Here is a 25792-nt window from a genome sequence, read left to right as displayed (position 1 = left end):
TTCCTTGACGATCAGTTGGTCTTCGCAGGGCTGTTGGCGGCGACTTTCTTGTCGGTGGCGGCCTTCTTCGCGGCGGGCTTGGCCGGAGCGGCTTTCTTCTTCGCGGCGGTGCTGGCCTTGGCAGGCGCCTTGGCCTTGGCGGCCGGCTTTTTCGCGGCTGGCTTGGCAGCGGCCTTGGCGGCTGGCTTGGCCGCCGGGGCCTTGGCGTCCTGGGTGGCGACCATTGCCGCCGGGGCTGGCGCCGGGGCGGCCTGCTGGTACTTGGCCAGCAGCGCGATCATGGTGTTCTGCGGGGTCAGCAGCAGCTCGACGCGGCGGTTCAGGGCGCGGCCCTCTGCGCTGTCGTTGGCGGCGCGCGGCATCACCGAGCCCATGCCCTTGAGCATCAGGCGGTCACGCTGCAGGCCGCTGAGACGGAAGATCGCCGACACCGAAGCAGCGCGCTCGAGGCTGAGCTTCTGGTTGGCGGCGGTGGCGCCGCTGCTGTCGGCGTGGCCAAGCACCAGCACGGCGGTCTTGGTGTCGGTCTCGATGGCCTTGGCCACCTGGGTGATCGGGCCGAGGGTGACCGGCAGCAGCATGTTCGGACGGTCCGGGTTGTAGGAGCTGTCCACCGGAATGGTTACCGCCAGCACATCTTCACGGCGTTCGAGTTCAAACTTGCTGCCCTTGATCGCCTCGCGGACCTTCGGCTCGTACTGGTCGAGCCAGGCCTGGGTGGCCTTCTGGTCGATCTTCGGCACCGCCGCGACCTTGTCCTTTTTCTCATCGCTACCGAACGGCCACCACCAGCGGCTGGCGCTTTCGGACTTGGCATCAGCCTTGGCGACGTTTTCGACGACGGCCTCCTTCACTTCCTTGTCGGCGACCTTGTCGGTGCCGAAGGGCCACCAGTTCAAGCCACTGTCCTTGGCGGCGTCCTGGGAATGGCTGGCGCAGCCGGTCATGGCCAGGCACAGGGCGAGTGCTAAGGTTTTATGTGAAGACATCAGCGATACACCATGAAATAGAAAGAAATTTTGCCCATACGCGTCAGGCGTTGGCATTGAGGATAGTCAAAGGGTCCGGGCAATACCCGCGTTACCCGATCAAAGGCAACTGCCAAGGACCCGCACCAGGCGTTGGGCGCGCGGGTCCATCAGCACGTAGGGGCCCAGGGTATTGGTGACGAAGCCAAAGGCCACGTCGTGTTCGGGATCGGCAAAACCGACCGAGCCGCCCGCACCGGGATGGCCGAACGCCCGTGCGCCAAGGCCGAAGGTGGCGTTGGCCAGCTCCGGCTGGTCGAGCATGCAGCCCAGGCCGAAGCGGGTCTGGGTCAACAGGGTGCGGTCCTGGCCGAGGCTGTGCTCGCGGGTGAGTTCGTCAAGCAGTTCGGACTCCAGCAGGCTGCCGTCGAGCAGGCCGGCATAGAAGCCCGCCAGGCTGCGGGCGTTGCCGTGGCCATTGGCCGCCGGCTGCTGCATGCGCCGCCATTCGGGCTTGTTGGTGCTGGTGAGGATCGCCGGCGGGTTGGTGAAGGCCCGGGTGGGCAGGGCCTCGGGTTCGCGCAGGGTGACCTGCAGCAGGCGCTGGGCCGCGGCATCGCCGGGGTTACCCTTGCCGCGGGCGATATGCGCCACGCGGTGGAATTCGTCGTCCGCCAGGCCAACATGGAAATCCAGCCCCAATGGCCGGGCGGTTCGGGCCACGATCGAGTCGCCGGGGCCGCGACCGTCGGCGCGGCGGATCAGCTCACCGATCAGCCAGCCATAGGTGATCGCCGCATAACCGTGTTCGCTGCCGGGCGCCCACCAGGGCGCTTCGGCGGCCAGGGCATCGACCATGGTCTGCCAGTCGTACAGCGCCTCGGCTGGCAGCAGCTCACGGATGGCCGGCAGGCCGGCGCGATGGCTGAGCAGCTGGCGCAGGGTGACCTGCTCCTTGCCGGCCTGGGCGAACTCCGGCCAGTAGCGTGCCACCGGCGCATCGAGGGCCAGCTTGCCCTCGCCCACCAGTTGCAGGGCGGTGACGGCGGTGAAGGTCTTGGTGCAGGAGAACAGGTTGGCGATGGTATCGCTGTGCCAGGCCTCGCGGCCGTCCTTGTCGGCGCTGCCGGCCCACAGGTCGACCACGGTCTCGCCGCCAACCTGGATGCACAATGCGGCACCACGTTCCTGGGGATCCTCGAACAACGCGGCGAAGGCATCGCGCACCGCCTCGAACTTCAGCTCATAGTGACCCTGGATCTGCACCCGACTACCTCTCTGTACGACCTGGCTTGCAAAGGGGTGCATTGTTTCAGTAGTTGGGCGATTTGCAAACTGGATATGGCTGGGTGGTTGTCAGGGGCGTCCTTGTTCCCTGATGGAACGCTATCGCGGGGCAAGCCCGCTCCCATGAAAGCGCTCCCAGGGACAGCGCTCATTTTTTGGGGGCGGGCTTGTCCAGTTCGGTGCGTAGCTGCGTGAGGCTCTGCAGGTTGCTCCGGCGCACGGTTTCGACGAAGCCCGGGTAGCTCACGTCGGTAATGGCCACCAGGCCCAGGTGGCCGTTTTCGCCATCCAGCAGCCTGCCGCTGGCCGGTTGGTCGAGATACTGGAACCAGTGCGCGCCGACGATCATCGGTTGGGCCATGGCGGCCTTGAGGAAGTTGGCATAGGCCGGGCCCCGATCCTCCTCGCGGGCCACTTCAAGCGGGCCGGGCCAGAACGGACCGCGATCGCGGGAGCCGAACTGGAACTCCGAGACCAGCACCGGCTTGTCCAGCTCGGCCAAACGGACGAAGTCATAGCCGTCATCTGGCTTCAAGGTATAGAAGTTGAAGCTCAGCACATCGCAGAACCTGGCGCAGGCCTGCACCGCCTCGGGCGTGCTGACCGCATAGCGCCCGCCCAGCAGCAGATGGTTGGGCGCATGCCATTTCAGGGCATCGGAAATGGTCTTGAAATAGGTTTCGGCAAACACCTGCTGGAAATACTGGTAGTCGCGCTCGATTTCCGGGTGCTCCGGATTGGGCAATGGCGCCTCGAACCCTGGGTCTTCCATCAACTCCCAGGCGGTCAGCTCGATCCCCCAGGCCTTCGACAACCCTTGCTGGTTGCGGTATTTGTCGCGCAACTGCTTGAGGAAGGCACGCTTGGCCGGCACATCGGTGGTCAGGCGCAAGGTGCCATAGGCCAGGCCGTAGCGTGCCTTGGGGTCGTCGCCGGGGGCGGCCCAGGCCAGTTCGTTGTCGGCGAAGTAACCGATCAGCCAGGGGTCGTCGCGGTGATCCCGGGCGGCGATGGCCACGGCGCGCTCGGTGGCCATGGCGAAGCGCGGGTCGAACGGGTCGGGCATGCGACCCCACCAATCCATGCCGGTGCTGATGCTGGCGTAATCACCGACAATCGACAATGGCAAGGTAAACGGCAGGCGCTTGGCTTGAGCGAGCGCCGGGTCGCTCCAGTTGCCGAGGGTGTTGAAGCCCCAGGCCTGCAGGCGGTCCAGGGTGTGGGCCTGCCAGCGTTGGGCGTCCAAGGCCGGCACCGGGCAGGCCGTGCCATCCTGTGGGCAAGGCTTGCCGTAGGTGCGCTGCAGGTTGGCCGCATAGAAATCGAACCAGCGCCCTTGCTTGAAGCCCCGGCCCTGGGACGAGGTATTACCGTCGTCGTTATTGCCCTCGCCGTAGAAGGCGTTCATGGCTTCGCCCTCGCCTGGCAAGCTCTTGAACATGCCTTCGCGGCCGGCGACATAGGTGCGCCCGCCATCGGCGGCAACGGCATTGACGCCAAGCGAATAGAACGGATGCCCGTCCGGCGTCACCAGGTACCAGCGCCCGTCGCGTTTCTCGGTACGGAAGAAGCCCTTGGCTTCGAACGCCGGCCCCGCGAGCAGGCCGCCGTAGGTGTCCAGCTTGAGCTTGTCGCGCTCGGCCAGCCAGGTCTTGAGCTGTGCCTGTTCGCGGTTGTCGGCGGCCTTGAGCTGTTCATCGCTGACGATCTTCTCCGGCCAGCGGCCACGGGTCGATTGCCCATAGGCATCGATCAATTCGCTGTAGGCGGCCTTGAACGCCTGGTCGTCATCCTGCAGACCGACTTTCTCGATCAGCAGGCTCTGGGCAACCTTGGGGCCGGGAATGCTCAGGCTGACCGAAGTGACCTGCGCCAGGTCCACCGCACCTTCGCTGCTGGTGAGCAGCAGGCGCTGTCCTTCGAAAGTCCAGGGCATCGGAGGCCCGGCGCGCATGCCCCGGCTCAATGGTGAACTGGCCTTGAGCGGAATCATCACGGTCTGTGCGGGCCCAGCCGGCAGGTCGATACGGCTGGTGAGGGTGCGCCCGTCGCTGCTTTGCACCGTCACATCGACGGTCAGCGCCCAGTCCATCCCGCTCTGCAGGCGCAGGGTCAGTGCCTGGCCGGTGCTCCAGTCCCACGCTCCGCCTTGCGGTGCGAGGCGCAGGGTCGGCTGCGCCACCGGGTTGAACACCACCCGCCGCAACACTTCGCCTTCGGCTGTCTGTTCCGCGTTGTACTGCGGCAGGCTGGCGTCCTGGGTGACGACATTCACCACCGAGGCCGGGCGCACGAAACTGAACAGCGTCTGTTGCCCGGCCAGCAAGGGCGCACTGAACAACAGGGAGAACACGACAGGCAGGGTGCGGCGGATCATAGGGCGGTGACTCTCCTTCGGAGCCCGTCATGGGCTCACAATCGAGTAATGGACAACGGGATGTGCGTCTTGCTCCGACGCTCAGCCGATTTCCCGTCGGAACGGTGGCAGCGCATTGAGGATAGCCTTGCCGTAGCGCTGCGTGACCAGACGGCGGTCGAGCAAGGTGATGACGCCTCGGTCCTGCTCGGTGCGCAGCAGCCGTCCGCAGGCCTGGATCAGGCGCAGCGAGGCGTCGGGTACGGCGATTTCCATGAACGGGTTGCCGCCACGGGCCTCGATCCACTCGGCCAACGCGGCCTCGACCGGATCATCCGGCACGGCGAAGGGGATCTTGGCGATCACCACGTGCTCGCAGTAGGCACCCGGCAGGTCGACACCCTCGGCGAAACTGGCCAGGCCGAACAGCACGCTGTGCTGGCCGTCGTCGACCCGCGCCTTGTGCTTGTTCAGGGTCTCCTGCTTGGACAGGTTGCCCTGGATCAGCACCAGCTTGCGCCAGTCGCGGTCCAGGCCATCGAACACGTCCTGCATCTGCTTGCGCGAGGAGAACAGCACCAGTGCGCCACGCGCGTCCTCGACGATGCCCGGCAGCTCGCGGATGATCGCCGCTGTATGGGCCGTTGCGTCCCGCGGGTCGGCGCCCAGGTCCGGCACCCGCAGCAGGCCGGCGTCGCCATGCACGAACGGACTGGGCACCACGCACTGCACCGCGTCGCGGGGCAGGCCCGAACGCATGCGGAAACGGTCGAATTTGCCCAGGGCAGTGAGCGTCGCCGAAGTCACCAAGGCGCCATAAGCGACGTTCCACAGGCTCTTGCGCAGCATCTCGGCGGCCAGGATGGGGCTTGCATTGACCTCGATGTCGAACAGCGCGCCGCTTTCGGCCAAGGTCAGCCAGCGGGCCATGGGCGGATTGTCTTCCGGGTCTTCGGCGGTGAAGGCGGTCCACAGTTCCCAGTTACCCTGGGCGCGGGTCACCAGGCTGCCGAACAGCGGGTACCACTCCTCGGCCTGGTGGCTGGCAATCCCGATGTTGTTCTCGCCGTCCATGCCTTCCTTGAGCAGGTCGGCCAGGCGGGTGAACAAGTCGTTGAGGCGGGCGAAGCCTTTCTTGAGCTCGATGCCGACTTCGCGGATCTGCTCCGGCACCACGCCACCTTCGAAACGGTAGCGCGGGCGGTCGCGGCCTTCCATGTCCTCGCCGGCGCGGAAATCCGCCACCTGCTCACAGAGGGTGAACATGAACTGCTGCTGGGTGCGGACCTCACGCGCCAGCTCCGGAACCTGCTCGATGTACTTGCCAAGGTCGCCCGGCAACGGATGCTGGGCCAGCAGCTTGGTCAGGTTCTTGGCGGTCTGCTCCAGCCAGTCGGCGGTGGAGCGCAGGCGCGAATAATGGGCGAAGTGGCCGATGGCCTTGTCGGGCAGGTGGTGGCCTTCGTCGAACACGTACATGGTGTCGCGCGGATCGGGCAGCACGGCGCCACCGCCCAGGGCCAGGTCGGCCAGGACCATGTCGTGGTTGGTGACGATCACGTCGACCTTGCCCATGCCTTCACGGGCCTTGTAGAACACGCACTGCTGGAAGTTCGGGCAATGCCGGCCGGTGCACTGGCCATGGTCGGTGGTCAGGCGAGCCCAGTCCTGGTCTTCGACAGCCTCCGACCAGCTGTCGCGGTCACCGTCCCAGCGGTTGCCGGCGAGCTTCTCGATCATGCTGTTGAACAGCTTCTGGCTGCGCTCGTCGACCTCGATGCGAAAGCCTTCCTCCTCGAACAGCTGGGCGGTGGCCGACTGGGCATGGCCTTCCTGCAACAGGACGTCGAGCTTGGACAGGCACAGGTAGCGCCCGCGCCCCTTGGCCAGGGCGAAGCTGAAGTTCAGCCCGCTGTTGCGCATCAGGTCGGGCAGGTCCTTGAAGACGATCTGCTCCTGCAGGGCCACGGTCGCGGTGGCGATCACCAGGCGCTTGCCGGCGGCCTTGGCGGCGGGGATTGCGGCCAGGCTGTAGGCGACGGTCTTGCCGGTACCGGTGCCGGCCTCGACGGCCACCACGGCGGGCTCACCGGCACGGCGGCCGTCGTCGTCGCAGGCGATGTCGCCGAGCACCTTGGCCACTTCGGCGATCATCAGGCGCTGACCGTAGCGTGGCTTGAGGCTTTTGGCTTCGAGGAAACGCGAGTAGGCGCCCTGGATGGTGGCTTTGAGTTCGTTGCTGATCATGGTCTGCAGGCGCCCGGAGGGCTGGATATATTTTCAGTGTTTCGCATGGGCCGGCTATCATACCCCGCTATTGACCTTTGTGCCGCATGGAGATCCGGATGCTTGCCTTTGCCCTGCCCTACACCTTGCATGTCCTGGCTGCCCTCGTCTGGGTCGGGGGGATGTTCTTCGCCTGGCTGGTGCTGCGGCCGGCAACGGTTGCCGCGCTGGAGGGGCCTGCGCGGCTGCGGTTGTGGGTGGAGGTTTTCCAGCGGTTCTTCAGATGGGTCTGGCTGGCGGTGGCGGTGTTGGCTGTCAGCGGGGTCGGGATGATTCACCTGCGGTTTGCCGGGTTCGAGACCGCGCCTCGTTACGTGCAGGTGATGATTGGCGGGGGGATTGTCATGTTTGCGTTGTTCATGCGGGTTCAGTCTTTGTTGTTGCCTGAACTGCGGGCGGCGGTGGAGGCTGGGGATTGGGCTTCGGGGGCTGGGGTGCTGGGGCGGATTCGGCGGTTGGTGGGGGTTAATTTGTTTATTGGGGTGGTGGTGGTCGGGGTGGCTAGCTCGCGGATTTTGGTTTGAGGGCTTCGGCTTCGGCTTCGGCTTCGGCTTCGGCTTCGGCTTCGGCTTCGGCTTCGGCTTCGGCTTCAAAGATGATTGTTTTGGTTTTTGTAAGCACATTCGTAGGCGATGTCGACACTTAGTCACCTTTTCGCCTTTACGGCGACCTACTTTTCTCTAGGGAAAAGTAGGCAAAACCGTTCCGCTCCGTTCATCCGGCCCCTGCGCTTCGCTCCGGGGTTCCCTCGCTCCGTTCTTGCTCCCGGGAGGACCGCGCTGAACGCCCCATCCTGGGGCGCAGCGCTTGACGGCCATCCATGGCCGTCACCTCCCTCCGCAAGAACTCCGCTCGGCCTCCTGAAGTCGCAATTGGCGGCGCCTGGACTATTGCGCGTTTAGAAGCAAGAGCAAGAGCAAGAGCAAGAGCAAGAGATGCGAAGTTATTTGTTTTACAGTTATTTATATATTGGCTGTTCCGGCCCATTCGCGGGGCAAGCCCGCTCCTACAGGGTTATATATAACGGCGACTATTGCGTGGGAGCGGGCTTGCCCCGCGATGCGATCGAGAGATTAATTAAATTTCAACTAGCGACAGCTGCGCTAGTTCAGGCGCCGCCCGTAACTTCGCGACTTCAGGAGGCCGAACGCAGGCCTTGCGGAGGGAGGTGACGGGCATGGATGCCCGTCAAGCGCTGGGGCCCAGGATGGGCCCTGCAGCGCGGTCCTCCCGGGAGCAAGGCCGGAGTGAGGGAACCCGGAGCGAAGCGTAGGGCCGGATGAATGGAGCGAGGATTTTTTGGTGACTTTTTGATCCTTCAAAAAGTTACCCGCCGTAAGGGCGGAAAGGTGAATAAGCGTCAACATCGCAAATGAATGCACATACAACTCTCAACACCAACCAAAACAACCAAACAACCAAACAACCAAACAACCAAACAACCAAACAACCAAACAACCAAACAACACTAACCCAGAAAACTCAAAGCCGCTGAAGAATCAACTCCCCCGAGCCCCCAGCCAACCCAGGCTGCCCGGCCTGCCCAGGCCGCCCATTCCCCCCAGCATCAGTCCGATAAACCAGACACCCCTTACTGGCCCCACCCAAACCAGCCTTCCCAGCAGCCCCCGCCTTCCCCGGCGCCCCACCATCAAGCCGCACCACAATCCGCTCCTGCGCAAACCCTTCAGGCACCGCCAGACGAACCCGCCCACCGGCAGCACCATCATGCCCATTGCCCCCATCATCACCATTGGCCCCACGGCTGGCCTGCCCCCAGGTACACCCCCCGGGCTTGCCATTGGCCCCATCGAGCCCGACATACCCAGGCGCCCCAGCCCCGCCCCGGGCGTCGATCGACAGCCGATCCGCCTCCAGCGCCTGCAACCGCAGATCCAGGTTACGCCCCGGCCGCGCAGCACGCTCGTAGGTCCCGGGCGCCCCGGGCGCGCTGAACTCGCTGCCTTCGCCCAGGTAGGCACTCAATGCCTCGATACTCAGGTCCCGCTCGGCCGGCGCAATGGCGATCCGCGCATCACGCCCCAGCTCGAGCCGGTCGATCTTCAGTTCGGTAAGCGTGGCCGGCAGCAGCAACGTCGCCGAGTCGGCCACCCGCAACTGCTCCAGGTGCACGCTGGCCGCCTTGTTGGGCAGACGCAGCATCGAATGGGCGGCGACCTCCAGGCTTTCGGCCTGGACCAGGGGGCTGGCCAGTGCGGCCAGCAACATCAATTTACGCATGGCTCGACGCCTCCTGCGGACGGGGGATGGACATGACATGGAAGATACCGGTCAGCAGGATCTGCAGGCGGTCGAACCAGCGATGGCTGCGCCCGCGCAGGCTGCCATTGAAGAACAGCACCTCCAGCGCATGCAGCGACAGCAGGACGATACCCGCGGCATTGATCAGCAGATTGAGCGGCAACGGCTGCGGCATGAACAGGTTGAACAGCACCACGCCCCAGAACGCCACCGTCAGAGCCTTGCCCAGGCCCAGGATGAACTTCATGTCCGGCCCCCATGGATTGTTGTTATGTCGGCGCGGCCCGTTCGAGCGGACCGCGCCAACAACAGTAACCCTACTGCCGAGGTATGCGCCAGAGGGGTCAGTTCAGGTGCAGTTCCACCCGACGGTTGCGCGAGCGGCCCTCGTCGGTGTCGTTGTCGGCCACCGGCTCGCTCTCTCCGCGACCCTGGCTGGTCACCTTGTTCGGCGCCAGCCCCTGGCTGATCAGGTACTCGGCAACACCGCTGGCGCGGCGCTCGGACAAGCGCTGGTTGTAGGCGTCCGAACCCACGCTGTCGGTGAAACCGAGAACCTTGACACTGGCCACGCCGGGCTCGTTGAGCTTGGGCAACAAACCTTGCAGGCGCTGCTGGGCGCCCTGGGTCAGCTCGGCGGAGTCGAAGGCGAACAGCACCTGGCCCTGGTCATCGAGGGTGATCACCTCCGGGGTTGCCGCCGGCTCAGGTGGTGGCGCCGATGCCGGATACTGCGGCAACGGGCAGCCCATGTGATTGACCTGGGTGCCTGCCGGAGTATCCGGGCAGCGGTCGCGGCGGTCGAATACGCCATCGCCATCCTCGTCGCCATCCTGGGCATAGCAGATCAGGCCACCGGCAATCGCACCGGCAACACCGGCACCAGCCGCCCAGGTGGAACTCTCGATGGCGCCCAGGCCGCCGCCGACCAGTCCGCCAAGCAGGCTGCAGATGGGCCAGGTCCTTTGATTGAGGGGCGCGCTGCCATCGCTGTGGGTGGCGCAGCCTGTAAGCAGGCTTGTGGCCACCAGCAACGGCAGTGCCGCTTTCGACAAAACACGCATGGTGATTGCTCCTGTGTCACCGGCCGCTACCGGTCACACAGGAGTAAAGACGCGCCCGCGCCACTTCTCAAGGCGCGGGCGCACGGCACTCAACGCTGGATCTTGATCTCGGTGCGGCGGTTCATGGCACGGCCGTCGGCGGTGGCGTTATCGGCCACAGGCTGAGTCTCGCCAGCGCCCACCACCGAGACAAAGCTCGCACGCGGTACACCGCTTTCGACCAGGTAGTTGGTCACGGACTGGGCACGACGCTCGGACAGCTTCTGGTTGTAGCTGTCGGAACCGACACTGTCAGTGTGGCCGGAAACGCTCAGGCGGGCGCCCGGGGCTTCCTGCTTGAGGCGTGTCGCGATGGTGTTCAAGCGCTCCTTGTCAGTGGCAGTCAGGCGCGCCGAGTCGAACTCGAAACGCACGTCACGGATGACAATGACTTCTTCCTTCTGCACCACCACTTCCTCGACCACCGGCGCCGGCTCAGGCGGGCAACCGTTGGCATCGACCTGCACGCCTCGCGGGGTGCCGGGGCACTTGTCGCGGCTGTCCGGCACGCCATCGCCGTCCTCGTCGCCATCACCGTGGGCCCAGCAATAGCCAGCCGCCAGACCGCCACCGAGCAACGCGCCCCAGCCGGCCCAGCTGGAGCTTTCGATCGCGCCCAGGGCCGCGCCGCCCACGCCCCCGACGGCAGCACACTTCGGCCAGTCGGTTTTTTGCAAACCTGCACAACCAGTCAACACACTGGTGAGCAGAACCAGGGGTATCGCTGTGCGTACTATGCTCATCTTGTTGCTTCTCCTAGGGGGAATCGGTGCATTACCGATGCTCTGGGAGTAAAGACCGGCGATTACCGCTCTGCCAGCAATAAGCCACGACGTGGCGACGCGCCTCTTTGCCCGATCGCCTGGGACCGCTAGTCTTGAGCGACCTGAACGAGGAATGGCAATGACCGAGGTTTTCTCACAACGCACGCCGCAGCAGGCCCTGGCCGCCCTGCTCGATCGCTTCACCCCGCGCCACCTGCTGCTGGTGGGCAGCCGCTTCCCGGCCCTGGAGGCCTTCAGCGCCGCCCATCCCGAGACCCGGATCGAGGTCGCCACACCCGGCCCGCTTCCCGCCGAACAGGCGGCCCGACGCTTCGATCTGGCGGTACTGGTCGACTGCCTGGAGCACCTGCCCAAGCGCACCGGCCTGGAGCTGCTGGGCGGTATCCGCAACCTCAATGCCAGCCGCGTCGCGGTGCTGGCGGATCTGAACGCCTGCGGCTGGCAGGACACCGACTTCTATTCACTGGCACTCTCGGCCAGCGAGAAATTCCAGCGCGACGAACAGGTGCTGAGCCTGTTCACCTATGATCTGCATGACTACAAGCAGGTCCCGGACTGGCTCAATGCAAAGTTCTGGGCCAACCCTGAAAACTTCGGCAAGTACTGGTGGTGACTGGATGAGTGTCTCGATCTGCCCCTGCGGCAGCGGCAACCTGCTCGACGCCTGCTGCGGGCATTATCACAGCGGCACCCCGGCGCCGGACGCCCAGGCCCTGATGCGTTCGCGCTACAGCGCCTACGTGCTGGGCCTGGTGGACTACCTGGTCGACACCACCCTGCCGGCCCAGCAGGCCGACCTTGATCGCACGGCCATGTCGGCGTGGAGCGCGCAGAGCACCTGGCTAGGGCTGGAGGTGGAAAGCGCCGAGGTACTGGGCGGGCAACCCGAACACGCCTTCGTCACCTTCACCGCGCGCTGGCACGACCTGGAAGGCGACCACCGGCACCGCGAGCGCTCGGCATTCGTCCAGCATGCAGGACGCTGGTACTTCATCGACCCGACCGTGCCGCTCAAGGCCGGTCGCAACGATCCCTGCCCCTGCGCCAGCGGGCAGAAGTTCAAGAAATGCTGCGCCAGTTACCTCGGTAGTTGAACATGCGCCCCCTGGCCCGCCTGCTCACACTCTGCCTGCTGCTGGGCTGGCTGACGGGCTGCGCCGGCTGGGGCGGCGACACCTGGCGCGAGCCACAGCTGCACCTGCTTGAGGTGGAGCCTGTGAAGATGCGCCTGCATCAGCAGGAGTTTGTCCTGCACCTGCAGGTCGACAACCCCAACGACGGCCGCCTGTTCATCCGCCACCTGGCCTACTCGGTGCGCCTGGGCGACCTGCTCCTGGCCGAGGACGAGGCAAGCCTGTGGCGTAGCGTCGGCGGCCAGGCCCGGCGCACCTTCAAGATCACCGTGCGTACCAACCTCTGGCAGCACCTCAAGCCCCTGGCGAAGCTGCTCAAGAGCGGCCAGCCACTGCAATACCAGCTGCGCGGCGAGCTGGCCACCGGGCTGATCGTCCATCGGGACCTGCACTTGTCGCAAAGGGGTGAGATAATCCCCGGCGATCTACAACCGGAGTAACCCCGCAATGACCCAGCAACCCCATGTCCATGGCCCCGACTGCAACCACGGTCACGACCATCACCACGACCACGACCATGGCCATGTGCACGGCCCGCACTGCAACCACGGCCACCAGGAGCCGGTGCGCAACGCCCTGAAGGACGTCGGCCGCAACGACCCTTGCCCGTGCGGCAGCGAGAAGAAATTCAAGAAGTGCCACGGCGCCTGATCGACGTCGACGCAGACCATTGCGGGTCAAGCGCACTCCCCGGCAAATAGTCGTGGGAGCGGGCTTGACCCGCGATCTGCACGTACCAGCACTACCACTGGTAAATAAAGCTTCCCGGCACCTTGCACGGCGACTGCGCGCTCACTACCTTAGCGCCTTTCAGAACCCCGCCACGCCCTGCAGGAGCCTAGTCATGGCCGCCCCCGTCCTTCCGCCCTTCCCTCTCCGCCTCGGCAGTGCTGCCGCGTTGCTTGGCCTGCTCGCGCTCGGCGGCTGCCAGATGGGTGGTCACCAGGGCAGCGTACTGCCGACGACCGGCGTGCAACCGCTCAAGGGCCTGGCGCAGAACGTCTCGGTTCGGCGCAACGCGATGGGCGCGCCGCTGATCGAAAGCAGCAGCTTCCACGACGCACTGTTCAGCCTGGGCTACCTGCATGCCGGGGATCGCATCGAGCAGATGGTCGCCATGCGCCTGCTGGCCCAGGGGCGCCTGGCCGAGCTGGCCGGGGCCGACGCCCTGGAGTTGGATCGCCTGATGCGCGCCGCCAACCTCAAGCAGAGCGCCGGCCAGCTCTATGCCGACGCCTCGCCGCGCCTGAAGCGCTTCTTCGAGGTGTACGCCCGCGGGGTCAACGCCTACCTGTTCCGCTACCGCGATAAGCTGCCGGGCGAGCTCGCCCGCAGCGGCTACCGTCCGGAATACTGGAAACCGGAGGACTCGGCGCTGATCTTCAGTCTCTACGCCTTCAGCCAGTCGGTGAACCTGCAGGAGGAACTGTCGGCCCTGACCCTGGCGCAGAAGGTCGGTGCCGACAAGCTCGCCTGGCTGCTGCCCGGCGCCCCCGACGAGCCACTGGCCGAAGGCGAGGTCGACAAACTCAAGGGCGTGAACCTGGCCAGCCAGCTGCCGGGGCTCGGCGCACTCACCGCCGCCGGCCAGCAACTGGCCGATCTCGGCCTGCTGGGCGCCCCCGGCTCGGCCAACCTGGCCCTGGCGCCCCAGCGCAGCCGCAGCGGCAATAGTCTGCTGGCCAGCGACAGCCGCGCCGCCTGGGCGCTGAGCCCGGTGCAGATCCACACCACCAAGTACCGGGTCGCCGGCCTGTCGCTGCCGGGCCTGCCGATCGTGCTGGCCGGCTACAACGGCAAGCTGGCCTGGAGCAGCAGCGCGGTGATGGCCGACAACCAGGACCTGTTCCTCGAGCAAGTACGCCGCCAGGGCAACCAGCTGAGCTACCTCGCCGACGGCAAGTGGCAGCAGGCCCGCGCACGCAACGAAACCTTCTTCGTCCGCGGCCAGCGCCCGCAGCGCGAGGTGATGTACGACACCCGTCACGGCACCCTGCTGCCGGGCCATGGCAGCCTGGCCCTGGCCCTGCACCTGCCGCAGCTCAAGGAGGATCGCAGCCTCGACGCGCTGTTCGACCTGACCCGCGCGCAGAACATAGAACGCGCCTTCGACAGCACCCGCGAGGTCACTGCGGCGGCGCTGAACTTCGTGTTCGCCGAGCCGCAGCACATCGGCTGGCAGGTCAGTGGCCGCTACCCCAACCGCCGCGAAGGCCAGGGCCTGCTGCCCTCGCCGGGCTGGGACGGGCGCTATGACTGGGACGGCTACGCCGACGCGATGCTGCACCCCTACGACCAGGATCCGCCCGCCGGCTTCATCGGTCACGCCAACCAGCGCAGCCTGCCCAAGGGCTATGGCATGCAGCTGTCGAGCAGTTGGTACTACCCCGAGCGCGCCGAGCGCATGGCCCAGCTGGCCGGCAACGGTCGTCATGACAGCCGCAGCCTGATGGCGCTGCAGAACGATCAGGTGACGCTGCTGGCCGACAAGCTCAAGCAGATGTTCGACGCCCCCGGCATGGCCCAGCCGCTCAAGCAGGCCATCGATGCCCTGCCCGCCGCGCAGCGCGACAAGGCCCGCGATGCCCTGGCCCGGCTCAAGGCCTTCGATGGCCGATTGAGCCAGGTGTCCGCCGATGCCGCGCTGTATGAACTGTTCCTGCAGGCGGTCACCCGGCAGACCTTCCTCGACGAGCTGGGCCCGGAATCCAGCCCGGCCTGGCAGGCCTTCGTCGGCAATGCCCAGCTGTCCTACTCCGCCCAGGTCGATCACCTGCTGGGGCGCGACGACAGTCCGTTCTGGGATGATCGCGGCACGCCGCAGAAAGAAGACAAGCCGACCATCCTCGCCCGCAGCCTGGCCGCCGCAGTAGATGCCGGCACCGCCCAGCTCGGCGCCGATCGCCGCGCCTGGCAATGGGGCAAGCTGCACCAGTACCGCTGGCCGGCACCGGCCTACCACGGCCTGGGCGACAAGCTCGACCGCGCGCCCCTGGCGGCGGGCGGCGACTTCAGCACCCTGGCCCTGACGCCCTTTGCCTGGGGGAGCAACTTCGACACCCAGCTACCGGCCTCGGCGCGGATGATCGTCGACTTCGGCCAGGCAGAACCGCTGCAGGTACTGACCAGCAACGGCCAGTCCGGCAACCCGGTCAGCCGCCACTACAGCGACGGGCTCGATGCCTGGTTCAAGGGTCGCTTCACTAGCCTGCCGCTGCAACCACAGAACTTTGCCCGTGCCTATGGCAGCCAGCGGTTGACGCTGGTGCCTGGCAAATAAGTCCTATTGCGGCCCATCCGCGGTAGCCCTGGATGGACCGCAATAGAAGCTTCGCCAGGAGGTAAGCTCCCGGAGCCCTCTCAGGCAGCCACCACTGCAAGTTCGATGCGCTGCCCCAACACATGCAAGGCATGCTCGACCTGTTCGATCTTGGAGCGATGCAGCAGGTCGACCAGGCGATCCACCTGCGGTCGGTTAACGCCAAGCCGTCGGGCCATTTCAGTCTTGGTCACATTCTGGGCGATCATGGTGTTCCACAAGGCCGCCTTGGCTGCGGTCAGCGCCGGCAACCTGACAACGGCCTCGGCCGATTGCAATGACGTAGGCAACGGAATGGCGACCCGCCGCTCCACGTACAGTGAAAGCGCCGATTCCAGGCCATCCACGGCATCGAACAGCGCCTCATCGAGCGTATCCCCCGCACTGGCCATCTCGGGAATATCCGGGCAACTGATCCAGACACTGCCTGCATCACGGTGCACGTTCACCGGATAATCGAAATTCATTTAGTCACCTCGTTGCGTGGCCAATCGCGGACAACATATTTGTTGCGCATTACGATGAAGCCCCAGTAAACAACACCTGAAGGTTCAGCATTTCTTCATTTCAGGTAGTCCGTGTCTGTACCGTGCTCCTCGGTCCCGCGATCTGAATAGTGCGCCACTCCCGAAGTTATGCTTCTATCCTTGATCCCAGCCTTCGCCCTACAACGCTGACGACATCAGGACCACCATGCACCACTCGACCCACGACCTGCTCTCCCCTGTCCCGGGTATCGCCCGCCAGCTGCACAGCTTCCACTTCGGCCCGCGTGGCGCCGGCAAGGTGTACATCCAGGCCTCGCTGCACGCCGACGAGCTGCCGGGCATGCTGGTGGCCTGGCACTTGAAGCAGCGACTCGGGGAAATGGAGCAGCAGGGCCGGTTGCACAAGGAGATCATCCTGGTGCCGGTGGCCAACCCGGTGGGCCTGGAGCAGGTGCTGCTGGACGCGCCGCTGGGCCGTTTCGAACTGCAGAGCGGCGAGAACTTCAACCGCAGGTTCGTCGACCTGTCCGACAGCATTGGCGACCAGATCGAAGGGCACCTCACCCAGGATCCGGCGCACAATCTGGCGCTGATACGCGAATACCTGCGCCGGGGCCTGGATGCCCACCCCGCGCACACGCCGCTGCAGTCGCAGCGCCTGACCCTGCAACGCCTGGCCTGCGACGCCGACATGGTGCTCGACCTGCATTGCGACTTCGAGGCCGTCGAGCACCTGTACACCACGCCGGAGGCCTGGCCCCAGGTCGAGCCGCTGGCCCGTTACCTGGGCGTGCAGGCCAGCCTGCTGGCCACCGATTCGGGCGGACAGTCGTTCGATGAGTGTTTCAGCCTGGTGTGGTGGCAGCTGCAGCAGCGCTTCGGCAAACGCTTCCCGATCCCCCAGGGCAGTTTCTCGGTGACCATCGAGCTGCGCGGCCAGGCCGATGTCAGCCACCCGCTGGCGACCCGGGACTGCCAGGCGATCCTCGACTTCCTTACCCATGCCGGGGTCATCGAGGGCCAGCCGGCGCCGTTGCCCGCATTGGTTCACCCGGCAACGCCGCTGGCGGCGGTTGAGCCGGTCATGACGCCGCTCGGCGGGCTGCTGGTGTTCCACGCCGCGCCCGGCCAGTACCTGCAAGCCGGTGAGCTGATCGCCGAGGTCATCGACCCGCTCAACGACCGGGTCACGCCCCTGCGCAATACCCAGGCCGGGCTGCTCTATGCGCGCAGCATCCGGCGCATGGCCACGGCGGGCATGGTGGTTGCCCATGTGGCCGGCGAGCAGGTCTGTCGCAGCGGCTACCTGTTGGGCAACTGAGAAAAATCAGGCCACCGGGGCTGGAGGCGGCTCATCGGGTAGGGTCGGCTCGCCCGGCTCCATCGGCGGGTGCTCGCCGGGTTCCGGCGGTTGCGGCGTGTCGGGATCGGGCTGGTGTGGCACGCCACCGGCCTGCATCGGTAGCGGTGTGTGGATCGGCGGGTGGGCCATCAGCGACCAGGCCAGCAATCCGATCTGGTTCGGCTGCAGGACGGCCAGCTTGGCACTGATTGAGGGGTCGAGTTTCATCGGCGGCTCCTGACGAGGCCCGGCGCACGGCATGCGCGCCGAAACTGTATTCTCGTTGGAGTGCCGGGCGCGGAAACAATTCCCGCGCTTTGTCGGCTCAGGTGCGTGGCAGGGTAACGCCGCGCTGGCCCTGGTACTTGCCGCCACGATCCTTGTACGAGACTTCGCATGCCTCGTCGGACTGCAGGAACAGCATCTGTGCCACGCCTTCGTTGGCGTAGATCTTCGCCGGCAGCGTCGTGGTGTTGGAGAACTCCAGGGTCACATGGCCTTCCCACTCGGGCTCGAGCGGCGTGACATTGACGATGATGCCGCAACGGGCATAGGTGCTCTTGCCCAGGCAGATGGTCAGCACGTCACGTGGGATGCGGAAGTACTCGACGGTGCGGGCCAGGGCGAAGGAGTTCGGCGGGATGATGCACACGTCACTCTTGATGTCGACGAAGCTGCCGGCATCGAAGTTCTTCGGATCGACGGTGGCCGAGTTGATGTTGGTGAAAACCTTGAATTCGTCGGCACAGCGCACGTCGTAGCCGTAGCTGGAGACACCGAAGGAAATGACCCGGCTGTCCTGCTCGCCGCGCACCTGGCGCTCGACGAACGGTTCGATCATGCCGTGTTCCTGCGCCATGCGGCGAATCCACTTGTCCGATTTGATGCTCATGGCGGGGTGTCCTGAAGAGTGCGGGGTAAAAAACGAGAGGTGCATCTTACCGGTCCCGGCGCCCGGGTTAAAGTTTCCTCGCCCTATCCCGCGCCGGACGGGGCCTGCACCGGCCGTCGATCCGAATTTCATCAAAGCGCTTCTTGGCCATTGGCAGGTCGTGGAAAGTGGGTTAAGGTGGCGCCACTGTGCTGCACGTGACACCGAGAATCTCTAGTTTGATGCACGATCCTGATCGGCCCATCGCTGAATTTTCTGCTCTCTTTGCGCTCAGTCCCGGTCAGGGTGTTTCCTGACCGTTATCAACTTTGTCCAAGGAGACAGAAAAATGTCCAACCGTCAATCCGGTGTTGTCAAGTGGTTCAACGATGAGAAGGGCTACGGCTTCATCACCCCTCAGTCGGGCGACGACCTGTTCGTGCACTTCAAAGCCATCCAAGCTGACGGCTTCAAAACCCTGAAAGAAGGCCAGGCTGTTACTTTCGTCGCTACCCGCGGCCAGAAAGGCATGCAGGCTGAAGAAGTTCAGATCGCCTAAGTCGATCTCGCTTCCTCGCTTTCAAAAAAAACCCGCCATTGGCGGGTTTTTTTGTGCCTGAACAAAACAGAGGCTGGATTTGCGCATTTCCCTGTAGGAGCGGCCTTGTGCCGCGAAAGGGCCGCAGAGCGGCCCCGGCAATATCTGCTTGATACACAGATTCTGGGGGCGCTTCGCCCCCCTTTCGCGGCACAAGGCCGCTCCTACAGGTAACGGGTCAGTCTTCGCTGATGGTAATGCTCGGCATCGCTGGCGCCGCCGCTTCCTGCAGCACGATCCGCGCCCCCACCTGCCGCGCCAGCTCCTGGTAGACCATGGCGATCTGGCTTTCCGGCTCGGCGATGGCGGTCGGCTTGCCGCTGTCGGCCTGTTCGCGAATCAGCATCGACAACGGCAGCGAGGCCAGCAGCTCGACACCGTACTGCGCCGCCAGCTTCTCGCCACCGCCTTCGCCGAACAGGTGCTCGGCATGGCCGCAGTTGGAGCAGATATGCACCGCCATGTTCTCGACCACGCCCAGCACCGGGATGTTGACCTTGCGGAACATCTCCACGCCTTTCTTCGCGTCCAGCAACGCCAGGTCCTGGGGCGTGGTGACGATCACCGAGCCTGCCACCGGCACCTTCTGCGCCAGGGTCAGCTGGATGTCGCCGGTGCCCGGCGGCATATCGATCACCAGGTAGTCGAGGTCGTCCCAGGCGGTCTGGGTCACCAGTTGCAGCAATGCGCCCGAGACCATCGGGCCACGCCAGACCATCGGCGTGTTGTCGTCGGTGAGAAACGCCATGGACATGACCTCGACCCCATGGGCCTTGATCGGCACGAACCACTTCTGCTCGCGCACCTGCGGGCGGGTGCCTTCGGCGATGCCGAACATCACCCCCTGGCTCGGGCCATAGATGTCGGCATCGAGAATGCCCACCCTGGCACCTTCGCGGGCCAGGGCCAGGGCCAGGTTGGCGGCGGTGGTCGACTTGCCGACCCCGCCCTTGCCCGAGGCCACGGCGACGATGTTCTTCACGTTGGCCATCGCCGGCACCTGGGCCTGGGCCTTGTGGGTGGCGATCACGCAGTCGATGCTGACGCTGGCCGAAGTGACGCCATCAAGGTTGCCGATGGCGGTCTGCAGCACCTGCGCCCAGCCGCCCTTGAACAGGCCGGCGGCATACCCCAGCTGCAACTGCACGCTGACCTGCCCGCCCTGGATGTCGATGGCGCGCACGCAACCGGCGCTGACCGGATCCTGGTTCAGGTAGGGGTCGGTGTACTGGCGAAGCACGCCTTCGACGGCGGCACGGGTAACGGCACTCATGGAGGCTCCCATTGGCAAACTGGATACGGAACAGGCGCCTATGCTAACCCGTCAATCGTCAGCAGATGCGTCCTTGGGGTGAAATAAATTCGCCAGCCCTTTATAGTGGCCGATCACCCTCATTTTTACCCCGTAGCCAGATAAGTAGCCGAGCCACCATGTCCGAGCCACGTCAGATTCTCGTCACCAGCGCCCTGCCCTATGCCAATGGATCGATCCACCTTGGCCATATGCTGGAGTACATCCAGACGGACATGTGGGTGCGCTTCCAGAAGCTGCGCGGCAACCAGTGCATCTATGTCTGCGCCGACGACGCCCACGGTTCGGCCATCATGCTGCGCGCGGAAAAGGAAGGCATCACGCCGGAGCAGCTGATCGCCAACGTCCAGGCCGAGCACAGCGCCGACTTCGCCGACTTCCTGGTCGATTTCGATAACTACCACTCCACGCACAGCGAGGAGAACCGCGCACTGTCGAGCCTGATCTACACTCGCCTGCGCGACGCCGGGTACATCGCCACCCGTTCGGTCACCCAGTATTTCGATCCCGAGAAGGGCATGTTCCTCGCCGACCGTTTCATCAAGGGCACCTGCCCCAAGTGCGCGGCTGAGGACCAGTACGGCGACAACTGCGAGAAATGCGGCGCCACCTACGCCCCGACCGAACTGAAGAACCCCAAGTCGGCGATCTCCGGCGCCACCCCGGTGCTGCGCGACTCGCAGCATTTCTTCTTCAAGCTGCCTGACTTCCAGGCCATGCTGCAGCAGTGGACCCGCAGCGGCACCCTGCAGGACGCGGTGGCCAACAAGCTCGCCGAATGGCTGGACTCGGGCCTGCAGGAGTGGGATATCTCCCGTGACGCGCCGTACTTCGGCTTCGAGATCCCGGGCGAACCGGGCAAGTATTTCTACGTCTGGCTGGACGCGCCGATCGGCTACATGGCCAGCTTCAAGAACCTCTGCGAGCGCCGTCCGGAGCTGGACTTCGACGCGTTCTGGAACGAAGGCTCCAAGGCCGAGCTGTACCACTTCATCGGCAAGGACATCGTCAACTTCCACGCCCTGTTCTGGCCGGCCATGCTCGAAGGCGCGGGCCTGCGCAAGCCGACCGCGGTCAACGTGCACGGCTACCTGACCGTCAACGGCGCGAAGATGTCGAAATCGCGCGGCACCTTCATCAAGGCGCGCACCTACCTCGACCACCTGCAGCCGGAATACCTGCGCTACTACTACGCCGCCAAGCTGGGTCGCGGCGTCGACGACCTCGACCTGAACCTCGAGGACTTCGTGCAGAAGGTCAACTCCGACCTGGTCGGCAAGGTGGTCAACATCGCCAGCCGCTGCGCCGGCTTCATCCACAAGGGCAACGACGGTGTGATGGTTGCCGGCGATGCCGCGCCCGAGCTGACCGAGGCCTTCCTCGCCGCCGCGCCGTCGATCGCCGAGGCCTATGAGGCTCGCGACTTCGGCCGCGCCATGCGCGAGATCATGGCCCTGGCCGACCGCGCCAACGCCTGGATCGCCGACAAGGCGCCGTGGTCGCTGGCCAAACAGGAAGGCAAGCAGGATGAAGTGCAGGCCATCTGCGCCCAGGGCGTCAACCTGTTCCGCCAGCTGGTGATCTTCCTCAAGCCGGTACTGCCACTGCTGGCAGCCGACGCCGAGGCGTTCCTCAACGTCGCCCCGCTGACCTGGAACGACCACCTGTCGCGCCTGGAAAACCACCAGCTCAACCCGTTCAAGGCCCTGATGAGCCGCATCGAGCCGGCCAAGGTCGAAGCCATGGTCGCCGCCAGCAAGGAAGACCTGCTGGCCGCCGAAGCCAAGGCTGCTCCGGCGGGCAATGGCGAACTGGCCAAGGACCCGCTGTCGGCCGAGATCGAGTTCGATACCTTCGCCGCAGTCGACCTGCGCGTGGCGCTGATCGTCAAGGCCGAAGCCGTGCCCGGCGCCGACAAGCTGCTGCAGCTGACCCTGGACATCGGTGACGAGCGCCGCAATGTGTTCTCGGGCATCAAGTCGGCCTACCCGGATCCTTCCCAGCTGGAAGGCCGCCTGACCATGATGGTGGCCAATCTCAAGCCGCGGAAGATGCGTTTCGGCGTTTCCGAAGGCATGGTCATGGCCGCCGGCCCCGGCGGTGAAGAGATCTACCTGCTCAGCCCCGACAGCGGCGCCAAGCCAGGCCAGCGTATCAAGTAAGCCCTCCTGCCCCGGCCAATTGGCCGGGGCAGTTGCATCTGCCGCCCGCTACCCGATAATGATGGCACCCTCCGGCTTTCGACATCGCCATGAGTGACTACGTCCTGATCCTGGTCAGCGCCGCGCTGGTCAATCACCTGGCCCTGCAGGCCGAGCCGGTCGAGCGTGCGCGCCTGCATGCACTGGGTCTGTGTTCGGCCCTGTTGATCCTCCTCGCACTACCTGTCGGCGTCTGGCTACACCGGCAATTTCTCCTGCCCATGGGGTTGCAGGACCTGCAATTGTTCATCTTCCTGCCCTTGCTGGCGGCATTGGCCTGGACACTGCCAAACCTGCTCCGACATTTTCGGCCAGGCTGGCCCCTGCACGATCTGCAACCTCTGCTGAGCGCAAACGCCGTGGTGCTAGGCTTGCTGTTACAGCTTGCCAACGGCGCCGTCGACGGCTGGGGTATTCTGGCGTGGGCCACTGTCGGCGCGCTGGGATTCTGGCTGGCCCTGGCGCTGTATGCAGACCTTGACGCCCGCTGCCGCCATACCGAGATGCCCGCAGCCCTGCGCGGCCTGCCCGTCCAGCTGATCGGGGCTGGGGTGATGGCCATGGCGTTTTCTGGACTCAACGGACTCTTCACCCAATGAGCCCGGCTCCACGCATCGCCCTGCCCCTGGCAACGGAAGCCATCGCTGTGCAACACCTCGAGGACCTGTAAAGCCATGCCGACCACTGATCCGCGCCTGCGCAGCACCATGCAGCTGGTTCTGCTGGCCTGCGTCCCTGGCCTGCTGGTGCTGTTCTGGCTGCATGGCTGGGGCGTGCTGATCAACCTGCTGTTGAGCGGTTGCGCGGCGCTGGCTACCGAGGCTGTGCTATTGCGCTGGCGGAGAATGCCGGTCGCCTGCGCCCTTGGCGACGGCAGTGCACTGGTCACCGCCGCGCTGCTGGCCGCAGCCCTGCCCAGCCTGGCGCCCTGGTGGCTGCCCGTGACGGCGGCCTGCGTCGCCATCGGCCTGGGGAAACAAGCTTTTGGCGGGGTCGGGCGCAACCTGTTCAACCCTGCCATGGTCGGCTATGCGTTCGTCCTGTTGAGCTTCCCGCTACAGATGAACCACTGGCCCGGTCAGGCACCTGGGCTCGTGGAAAGCCTTGGCCTGAGCTTGGGCGCCAGCGAACGGATCGACGCCTGGGCCAGCCCCACGGTGCTCGATGTGCTGCGCCACAACCGCAGCCTGACCATAGACGAACTGTTCGCCAACCACCTGGCGTTCGGCCATCTGGGCGGGCGTGGTAGCGAGTGGGTCAACCTCGCCTTCCTGCTCGGCGGGTTATTCCTGCTGCAGCGCAAGGTCTTCGGCTGGCAGGCCCCCGTCGGTCTGCTCGCCGCCTTGTTCCTGTCCGCCCTGCTGGGCTGGAATGGCGCAGGCTCCGATTCCAACGGCTCGCCACTGCTGCACCTGCTGTCCGGCTCGACCATGCTTGCCGCGTTCTTCATCGCCACCGAACCCGTGTCCGGCTGCAAGCAACCACTGGCCCGCCTGCTGTTCGGTATCGGCACCGGCCTGCTGATCTACCTGATCCGCACCTGGGGCAGCTTCGCCGATGGCACGGCGTTCGCCGTCCTGCTGATGAACCTCGCCGTCCCCACCCTTGATCGCTGGGCGGAGCGCCGCCAGCAACAGGCCTGTCCATGACCGCCCGCTGGCACAGTGCCGCAGCGCTGCTCCTGGTGGCAGGGCTGGCGATTGCCGCGACGCTGGCCTGGCACCGCTTCACCGCCGGGCCGATTGCCGAGGCTTCGCGCCAATGGCAGGAACAGCAGTGGCTCAAGGTGCTGCCGCCGGGCAGCTACGACAACCGGCCATTGCAAACACCCGTGGCCCTCAAGGATCCCAGCCTGAGCCATAGCCATCTGCTGGCCGGCTACCGCGCCAGCCTGGCGGGCGTCACCAGCGCTATCCTGCTGCACAGCAGCGCCCAAGGCTATGGCGGTGCCATCGAACTGGTGATCGCCATCGCCCCCCAGGGCCGCCTGGTGGGCGTGCGCGTGCTCGAACAGCAGGAAAGCCCCGGCCTTGGCGATCAACTGGTCGACCCGGCGCGCCATTGGCTGGACCAGTTCATCGGCCGGACACTGCGCGATACGCCCGAGCAGGCCTGGGCAATCAAACGTGACCAGGGTGCGTTCGACCAGCTGGCCGGGGCGACGGTAACCTCGCGGGCAGTCATCGAGGCGATCCAGGATGCACTGCGCTATTTTGACCAGCATCGTCCCGCATTGCTCGGTGAGACGCCTCCATGAACCGTTTCTGGCTCCTGCCAATCAGCCTGGCGCCATTGCTCGGCGCGACCAGCACCATCGTCCAGGCGCTTGCGATCAGCCTTTGCACAATACTGCTGGTGGGCCTGCACCAGGCGTTGATGACTCCTCTGCGCCGTCACCTGGAACAAGCCCCCCGCCTGTGGATGAGCATTGTACTTGCCGCCACCTTGGCGACCTGCCTGCACCTCGGCCTGCAAGCCTGGGCAATGCCCCTGACCAAACAGCTTGGCCTCTACCCACTGCTGCTGGCCTTGCCCTGCCTCGCCAGCGAGCAACTGCCAGCACAGCCTGGCCGATATCGCCACCTGGGGTTCGGACTGCTCGGCTTACTGGCGGCCGGGCTGGCCCTGGGCATCTGCCGCCAACTCCTGGCCGAAGGTCTCGGCCTGCACCTCGCCGCACTGGCTCCCGGCGCGCTGATACTGCTCGGCTTGCTGCTGGGCCTGTACAATCACCTGCGCCCATCGAATACCGCCTCACGCCGTCAAGGAACCCGTTGACCCCATGAATGCCGCCAAACGCCTGGAGATCTTTCGCAGGCTGCATGAAGACAATCCCGAACCCAAGACCGAACTGGCCTACTCCACCCCTTTCGAACTGCTGATCGCCGTGATTCTCTCGGCCCAGTCGACGGATGTCGGCGTCAACAAGGCCACCGCCCGCCTGTTCCCGGTCGCCAATACCCCACAAGCCATCCACGCCCTGGGCGTCGACGGCCTGAGCGAGTACATCAAGACCATCGGCCTGTACAACAGCAAGGCCAAGAACGTCATCGAAACCTGCCGCCTGCTGGTCGAGCAGCACGCCGGCGAAGTCCCGCAGACCCGCGAGGCCCTCGAAGCCCTGCCCGGCGTCGGCCGCAAGACCGCCAACGTGGTGCTCAACACTGCCTTTCGCCAGTTCACCATGGCCGTCGACACGCATATCTTCCGGGTCAGCAACCGCACAGGTATCGCACCGGGCAAGACCGTGCTGGAGGTGGAGAAGAAGCTGCTCAAGTTCGTCCCCAGGGACTATCTGCTCGATTCCCACCACTGGTTGATCCTGCATGGCCGTTACGTCTGCCAGGCCCGAAAACCGCGCTGTGGCAGTTGCCGGATCGAAGACCTGTGCGAATACAAGCACAAGACCTCCGACGATTGAGGCAATAGCTGAAACCTGCGCGAGGCAATTGAAAAAATCTTTTTTACCCGCTCTGCGATT

27 protein-coding genes are annotated in these 25792 nt (G+C 65.2%); 14 read left to right on the top strand and 13 right to left on the bottom strand.

Annotation, left to right across the window (positions count from 1 at the left end; all coding sequences use genetic code 11):
- Positions 1–11 precede the first annotated feature (11 nt).
- The 4 genes from PRtIB026_RS09440 to dinG form a co-directional block, all read right to left on the bottom strand.
- On the bottom strand, positions 12–989 hold the full coding sequence (locus tag PRtIB026_RS09440) for an OmpA family protein (protein ID WP_203647736.1): 978 nt from the start codon (positions 987–989) through the stop codon (positions 12–14).
- Positions 990–1088: 99 nt separating this feature from the next.
- The gene (locus PRtIB026_RS09435) at positions 1089–2234 is read right to left on the bottom strand and encodes a serine hydrolase domain-containing protein (protein ID WP_203647737.1); all 1146 of its coding nucleotides are present in this window, start codon (positions 2232–2234) and stop codon (positions 1089–1091) included.
- Between the two features lie 169 nt (positions 2235–2403).
- Positions 2404–4632, bottom strand: coding sequence for a beta-galactosidase (locus tag PRtIB026_RS09430; protein WP_203647738.1), 2229 nt, complete (start codon positions 4630–4632; stop codon positions 2404–2406).
- Positions 4633–4713: 81 nt separating this feature from the next.
- Entirely contained in the window at positions 4714–6858 is a 2145-nt protein-coding gene (gene dinG, locus PRtIB026_RS09425) for an ATP-dependent DNA helicase DinG (protein ID WP_203647739.1), read from the bottom strand.
- 98 nt (positions 6859–6956) lie between these two features.
- Between dinG and PRtIB026_RS09420 the strand changes: the two genes are divergently transcribed.
- Positions 6957–7421, top strand: a complete 465-nt coding sequence (locus PRtIB026_RS09420; RefSeq protein ID WP_267813775.1) for a CopD family protein — start codon at positions 6957–6959, stop codon at positions 7419–7421.
- Here the strand turns inward: PRtIB026_RS09420 and PRtIB026_RS09415 are convergent.
- The 5 genes from PRtIB026_RS09415 to PRtIB026_RS09395 form a co-directional block, all read right to left on the bottom strand.
- A complete protein-coding gene (locus PRtIB026_RS09415; protein WP_203647740.1) occupies positions 7399–7539 on the bottom strand; it encodes a hypothetical protein in 141 nt (46 codons plus the stop codon). The genes PRtIB026_RS09420 and PRtIB026_RS09415 overlap by 23 nt on opposite strands.
- An 840-nt stretch (positions 7540–8379) precedes the next feature.
- Positions 8380–9138: a collagen-like protein gene (locus tag PRtIB026_RS09410; protein ID WP_203647741.1), complete on the bottom strand. Its 759-nt coding sequence runs from the start codon at positions 9136–9138 to the stop codon at positions 8380–8382.
- Positions 9131–9406 (bottom strand): DUF1145 domain-containing protein, encoded by a 276-nt coding sequence (locus PRtIB026_RS09405; RefSeq protein WP_050704046.1) that lies wholly within the window; start codon positions 9404–9406, stop codon positions 9131–9133. The genes PRtIB026_RS09410 and PRtIB026_RS09405 overlap by 8 nt, the downstream gene beginning before the upstream one ends.
- A 97-nt stretch (positions 9407–9503) precedes the next feature.
- Entirely contained in the window at positions 9504–10223 is a 720-nt protein-coding gene (locus PRtIB026_RS09400) for an OmpA family protein (protein ID WP_203647742.1), read from the bottom strand.
- Positions 10224–10312: 89 nt separating this feature from the next.
- Positions 10313–11005 (bottom strand): OmpA family protein, encoded by a 693-nt coding sequence (locus PRtIB026_RS09395; RefSeq protein WP_110738786.1) that lies wholly within the window; start codon positions 11003–11005, stop codon positions 10313–10315.
- Between the two features lie 160 nt (positions 11006–11165).
- Between PRtIB026_RS09395 and PRtIB026_RS09390 the strand changes: the two genes are divergently transcribed.
- The 5 genes from PRtIB026_RS09390 (at position 11166) to PRtIB026_RS09370 (ending at position 15460) form a co-directional block, all read left to right on the top strand.
- Complete coding sequence (locus tag PRtIB026_RS09390; protein WP_203647743.1) at positions 11166–11660, top strand: DUF6231 family protein; 495 nt, start codon at positions 11166–11168, stop codon at positions 11658–11660.
- A 4-nt stretch (positions 11661–11664) separates the two neighbouring features.
- Positions 11665–12141 (top strand): YchJ family protein, encoded by a 477-nt coding sequence (locus PRtIB026_RS09385; protein WP_203647744.1) that lies wholly within the window; start codon positions 11665–11667, stop codon positions 12139–12141.
- A 2-nt stretch (positions 12142–12143) separates the two neighbouring features.
- Entirely contained in the window at positions 12144–12620 is a 477-nt protein-coding gene (locus PRtIB026_RS09380) for an LEA type 2 family protein (RefSeq protein WP_203647745.1), read from the top strand.
- A 7-nt stretch (positions 12621–12627) separates the two neighbouring features.
- Positions 12628–12831 (top strand): SEC-C metal-binding domain-containing protein, encoded by a 204-nt coding sequence (locus PRtIB026_RS09375; RefSeq protein ID WP_012313055.1) that lies wholly within the window; start codon positions 12628–12630, stop codon positions 12829–12831.
- A gap of 193 nt (positions 12832–13024) precedes the next feature.
- Entirely contained in the window at positions 13025–15460 is a 2436-nt protein-coding gene (locus tag PRtIB026_RS09370) for a penicillin acylase family protein (protein WP_267813774.1), read from the top strand.
- Between the two features lie 80 nt (positions 15461–15540).
- Here the strand turns inward: PRtIB026_RS09370 and PRtIB026_RS09365 are convergent, their stop codons facing one another.
- The gene (locus tag PRtIB026_RS09365) at positions 15541–15966 is read right to left on the bottom strand and encodes a type II toxin-antitoxin system HicB family antitoxin (RefSeq protein WP_203647746.1); all 426 of its coding nucleotides are present in this window, start codon (positions 15964–15966) and stop codon (positions 15541–15543) included.
- A gap of 226 nt (positions 15967–16192) precedes the next feature.
- On the opposite strand from PRtIB026_RS09365, the gene PRtIB026_RS09360 reads away from it, so the two are divergent.
- Positions 16193–17308 carry a succinylglutamate desuccinylase/aspartoacylase family protein gene (locus PRtIB026_RS09360; RefSeq protein ID WP_203647747.1) on the top strand — a complete coding sequence of 372 codons (1116 nt, stop codon included), beginning with the start codon at positions 16193–16195 and terminating at the stop codon, positions 17306–17308.
- Positions 17309–17314: 6 nt separating this feature from the next.
- Here the strand turns inward: PRtIB026_RS09360 and PRtIB026_RS09355 are convergent, their stop codons facing one another.
- Both PRtIB026_RS09355 and dcd read right to left on the bottom strand, forming a co-directional pair.
- Complete coding sequence (locus PRtIB026_RS09355; protein ID WP_203647748.1) at positions 17315–17557, bottom strand: hypothetical protein; 243 nt, start codon at positions 17555–17557, stop codon at positions 17315–17317.
- A 97-nt stretch (positions 17558–17654) separates the two neighbouring features.
- Positions 17655–18221 carry a dCTP deaminase gene (dcd, locus tag PRtIB026_RS09350; RefSeq protein WP_050704036.1) on the bottom strand — a complete coding sequence of 189 codons (567 nt, stop codon included), beginning with the start codon at positions 18219–18221 and terminating at the stop codon, positions 17655–17657.
- Between the two features lie 328 nt (positions 18222–18549).
- Between dcd and PRtIB026_RS09345 the strand changes: the two genes are divergently transcribed.
- Entirely contained in the window at positions 18550–18759 is a 210-nt protein-coding gene (locus PRtIB026_RS09345; protein WP_003254922.1) for a cold-shock protein, read from the top strand.
- Between the two features lie 217 nt (positions 18760–18976).
- Here the strand turns inward: PRtIB026_RS09345 and apbC are convergent, their stop codons facing one another.
- The gene (apbC, locus tag PRtIB026_RS09340) at positions 18977–20071 is read right to left on the bottom strand and encodes an iron-sulfur cluster carrier protein ApbC (protein ID WP_203647749.1); all 1095 of its coding nucleotides are present in this window, start codon (positions 20069–20071) and stop codon (positions 18977–18979) included.
- Positions 20072–20229: 158 nt separating this feature from the next.
- Here apbC and metG point away from each other — a divergent pair, with 158 nt between their 5' ends.
- The 6 genes from metG (at position 20230) to nth (ending at position 25732) form a co-directional block, all read left to right on the top strand.
- On the top strand, positions 20230–22272 hold the full coding sequence (metG, locus tag PRtIB026_RS09335) for a methionine--tRNA ligase (RefSeq protein ID WP_203647750.1): 2043 nt from the start codon (positions 20230–20232) through the stop codon (positions 22270–22272).
- Between the two features lie 89 nt (positions 22273–22361).
- On the top strand, positions 22362–22910 hold the full coding sequence (locus tag PRtIB026_RS09330) for an Rnf-Nqr domain containing protein (protein ID WP_203647751.1): 549 nt from the start codon (positions 22362–22364) through the stop codon (positions 22908–22910).
- 75 nt (positions 22911–22985) lie between these two features.
- Entirely contained in the window at positions 22986–23960 is a 975-nt protein-coding gene (locus tag PRtIB026_RS09325; protein WP_203647752.1) for an RnfABCDGE type electron transport complex subunit D, read from the top strand.
- A complete protein-coding gene (locus PRtIB026_RS09320) occupies positions 23957–24568 on the top strand; it encodes an RnfABCDGE type electron transport complex subunit G (protein WP_234561830.1) in 612 nt (203 codons plus the stop codon). The genes PRtIB026_RS09325 and PRtIB026_RS09320 overlap by 4 nt, the downstream gene beginning before the upstream one ends.
- Entirely contained in the window at positions 24565–25089 is a 525-nt protein-coding gene (locus PRtIB026_RS09315) for an Rnf-Nqr domain containing protein (protein ID WP_232855803.1), read from the top strand. The genes PRtIB026_RS09320 and PRtIB026_RS09315 overlap by 4 nt, the downstream gene beginning before the upstream one ends.
- Before the next feature lie 4 nt (positions 25090–25093).
- Positions 25094–25732 carry an endonuclease III gene (gene nth, locus PRtIB026_RS09310; protein WP_203647753.1) on the top strand — a complete coding sequence of 213 codons (639 nt, stop codon included), beginning with the start codon at positions 25094–25096 and terminating at the stop codon, positions 25730–25732.
- Positions 25733–25792 lie beyond the last annotated feature (60 nt).

Source organism: Pseudomonas sp. RtIB026 (assembly GCF_016861355.2).
GTDB lineage: Bacteria > Pseudomonadota > Gammaproteobacteria > Pseudomonadales > Pseudomonadaceae > Aquipseudomonas > Aquipseudomonas peradeniyensis.
This window is presented reverse-complemented; position numbering and strand designations above follow the sequence as displayed.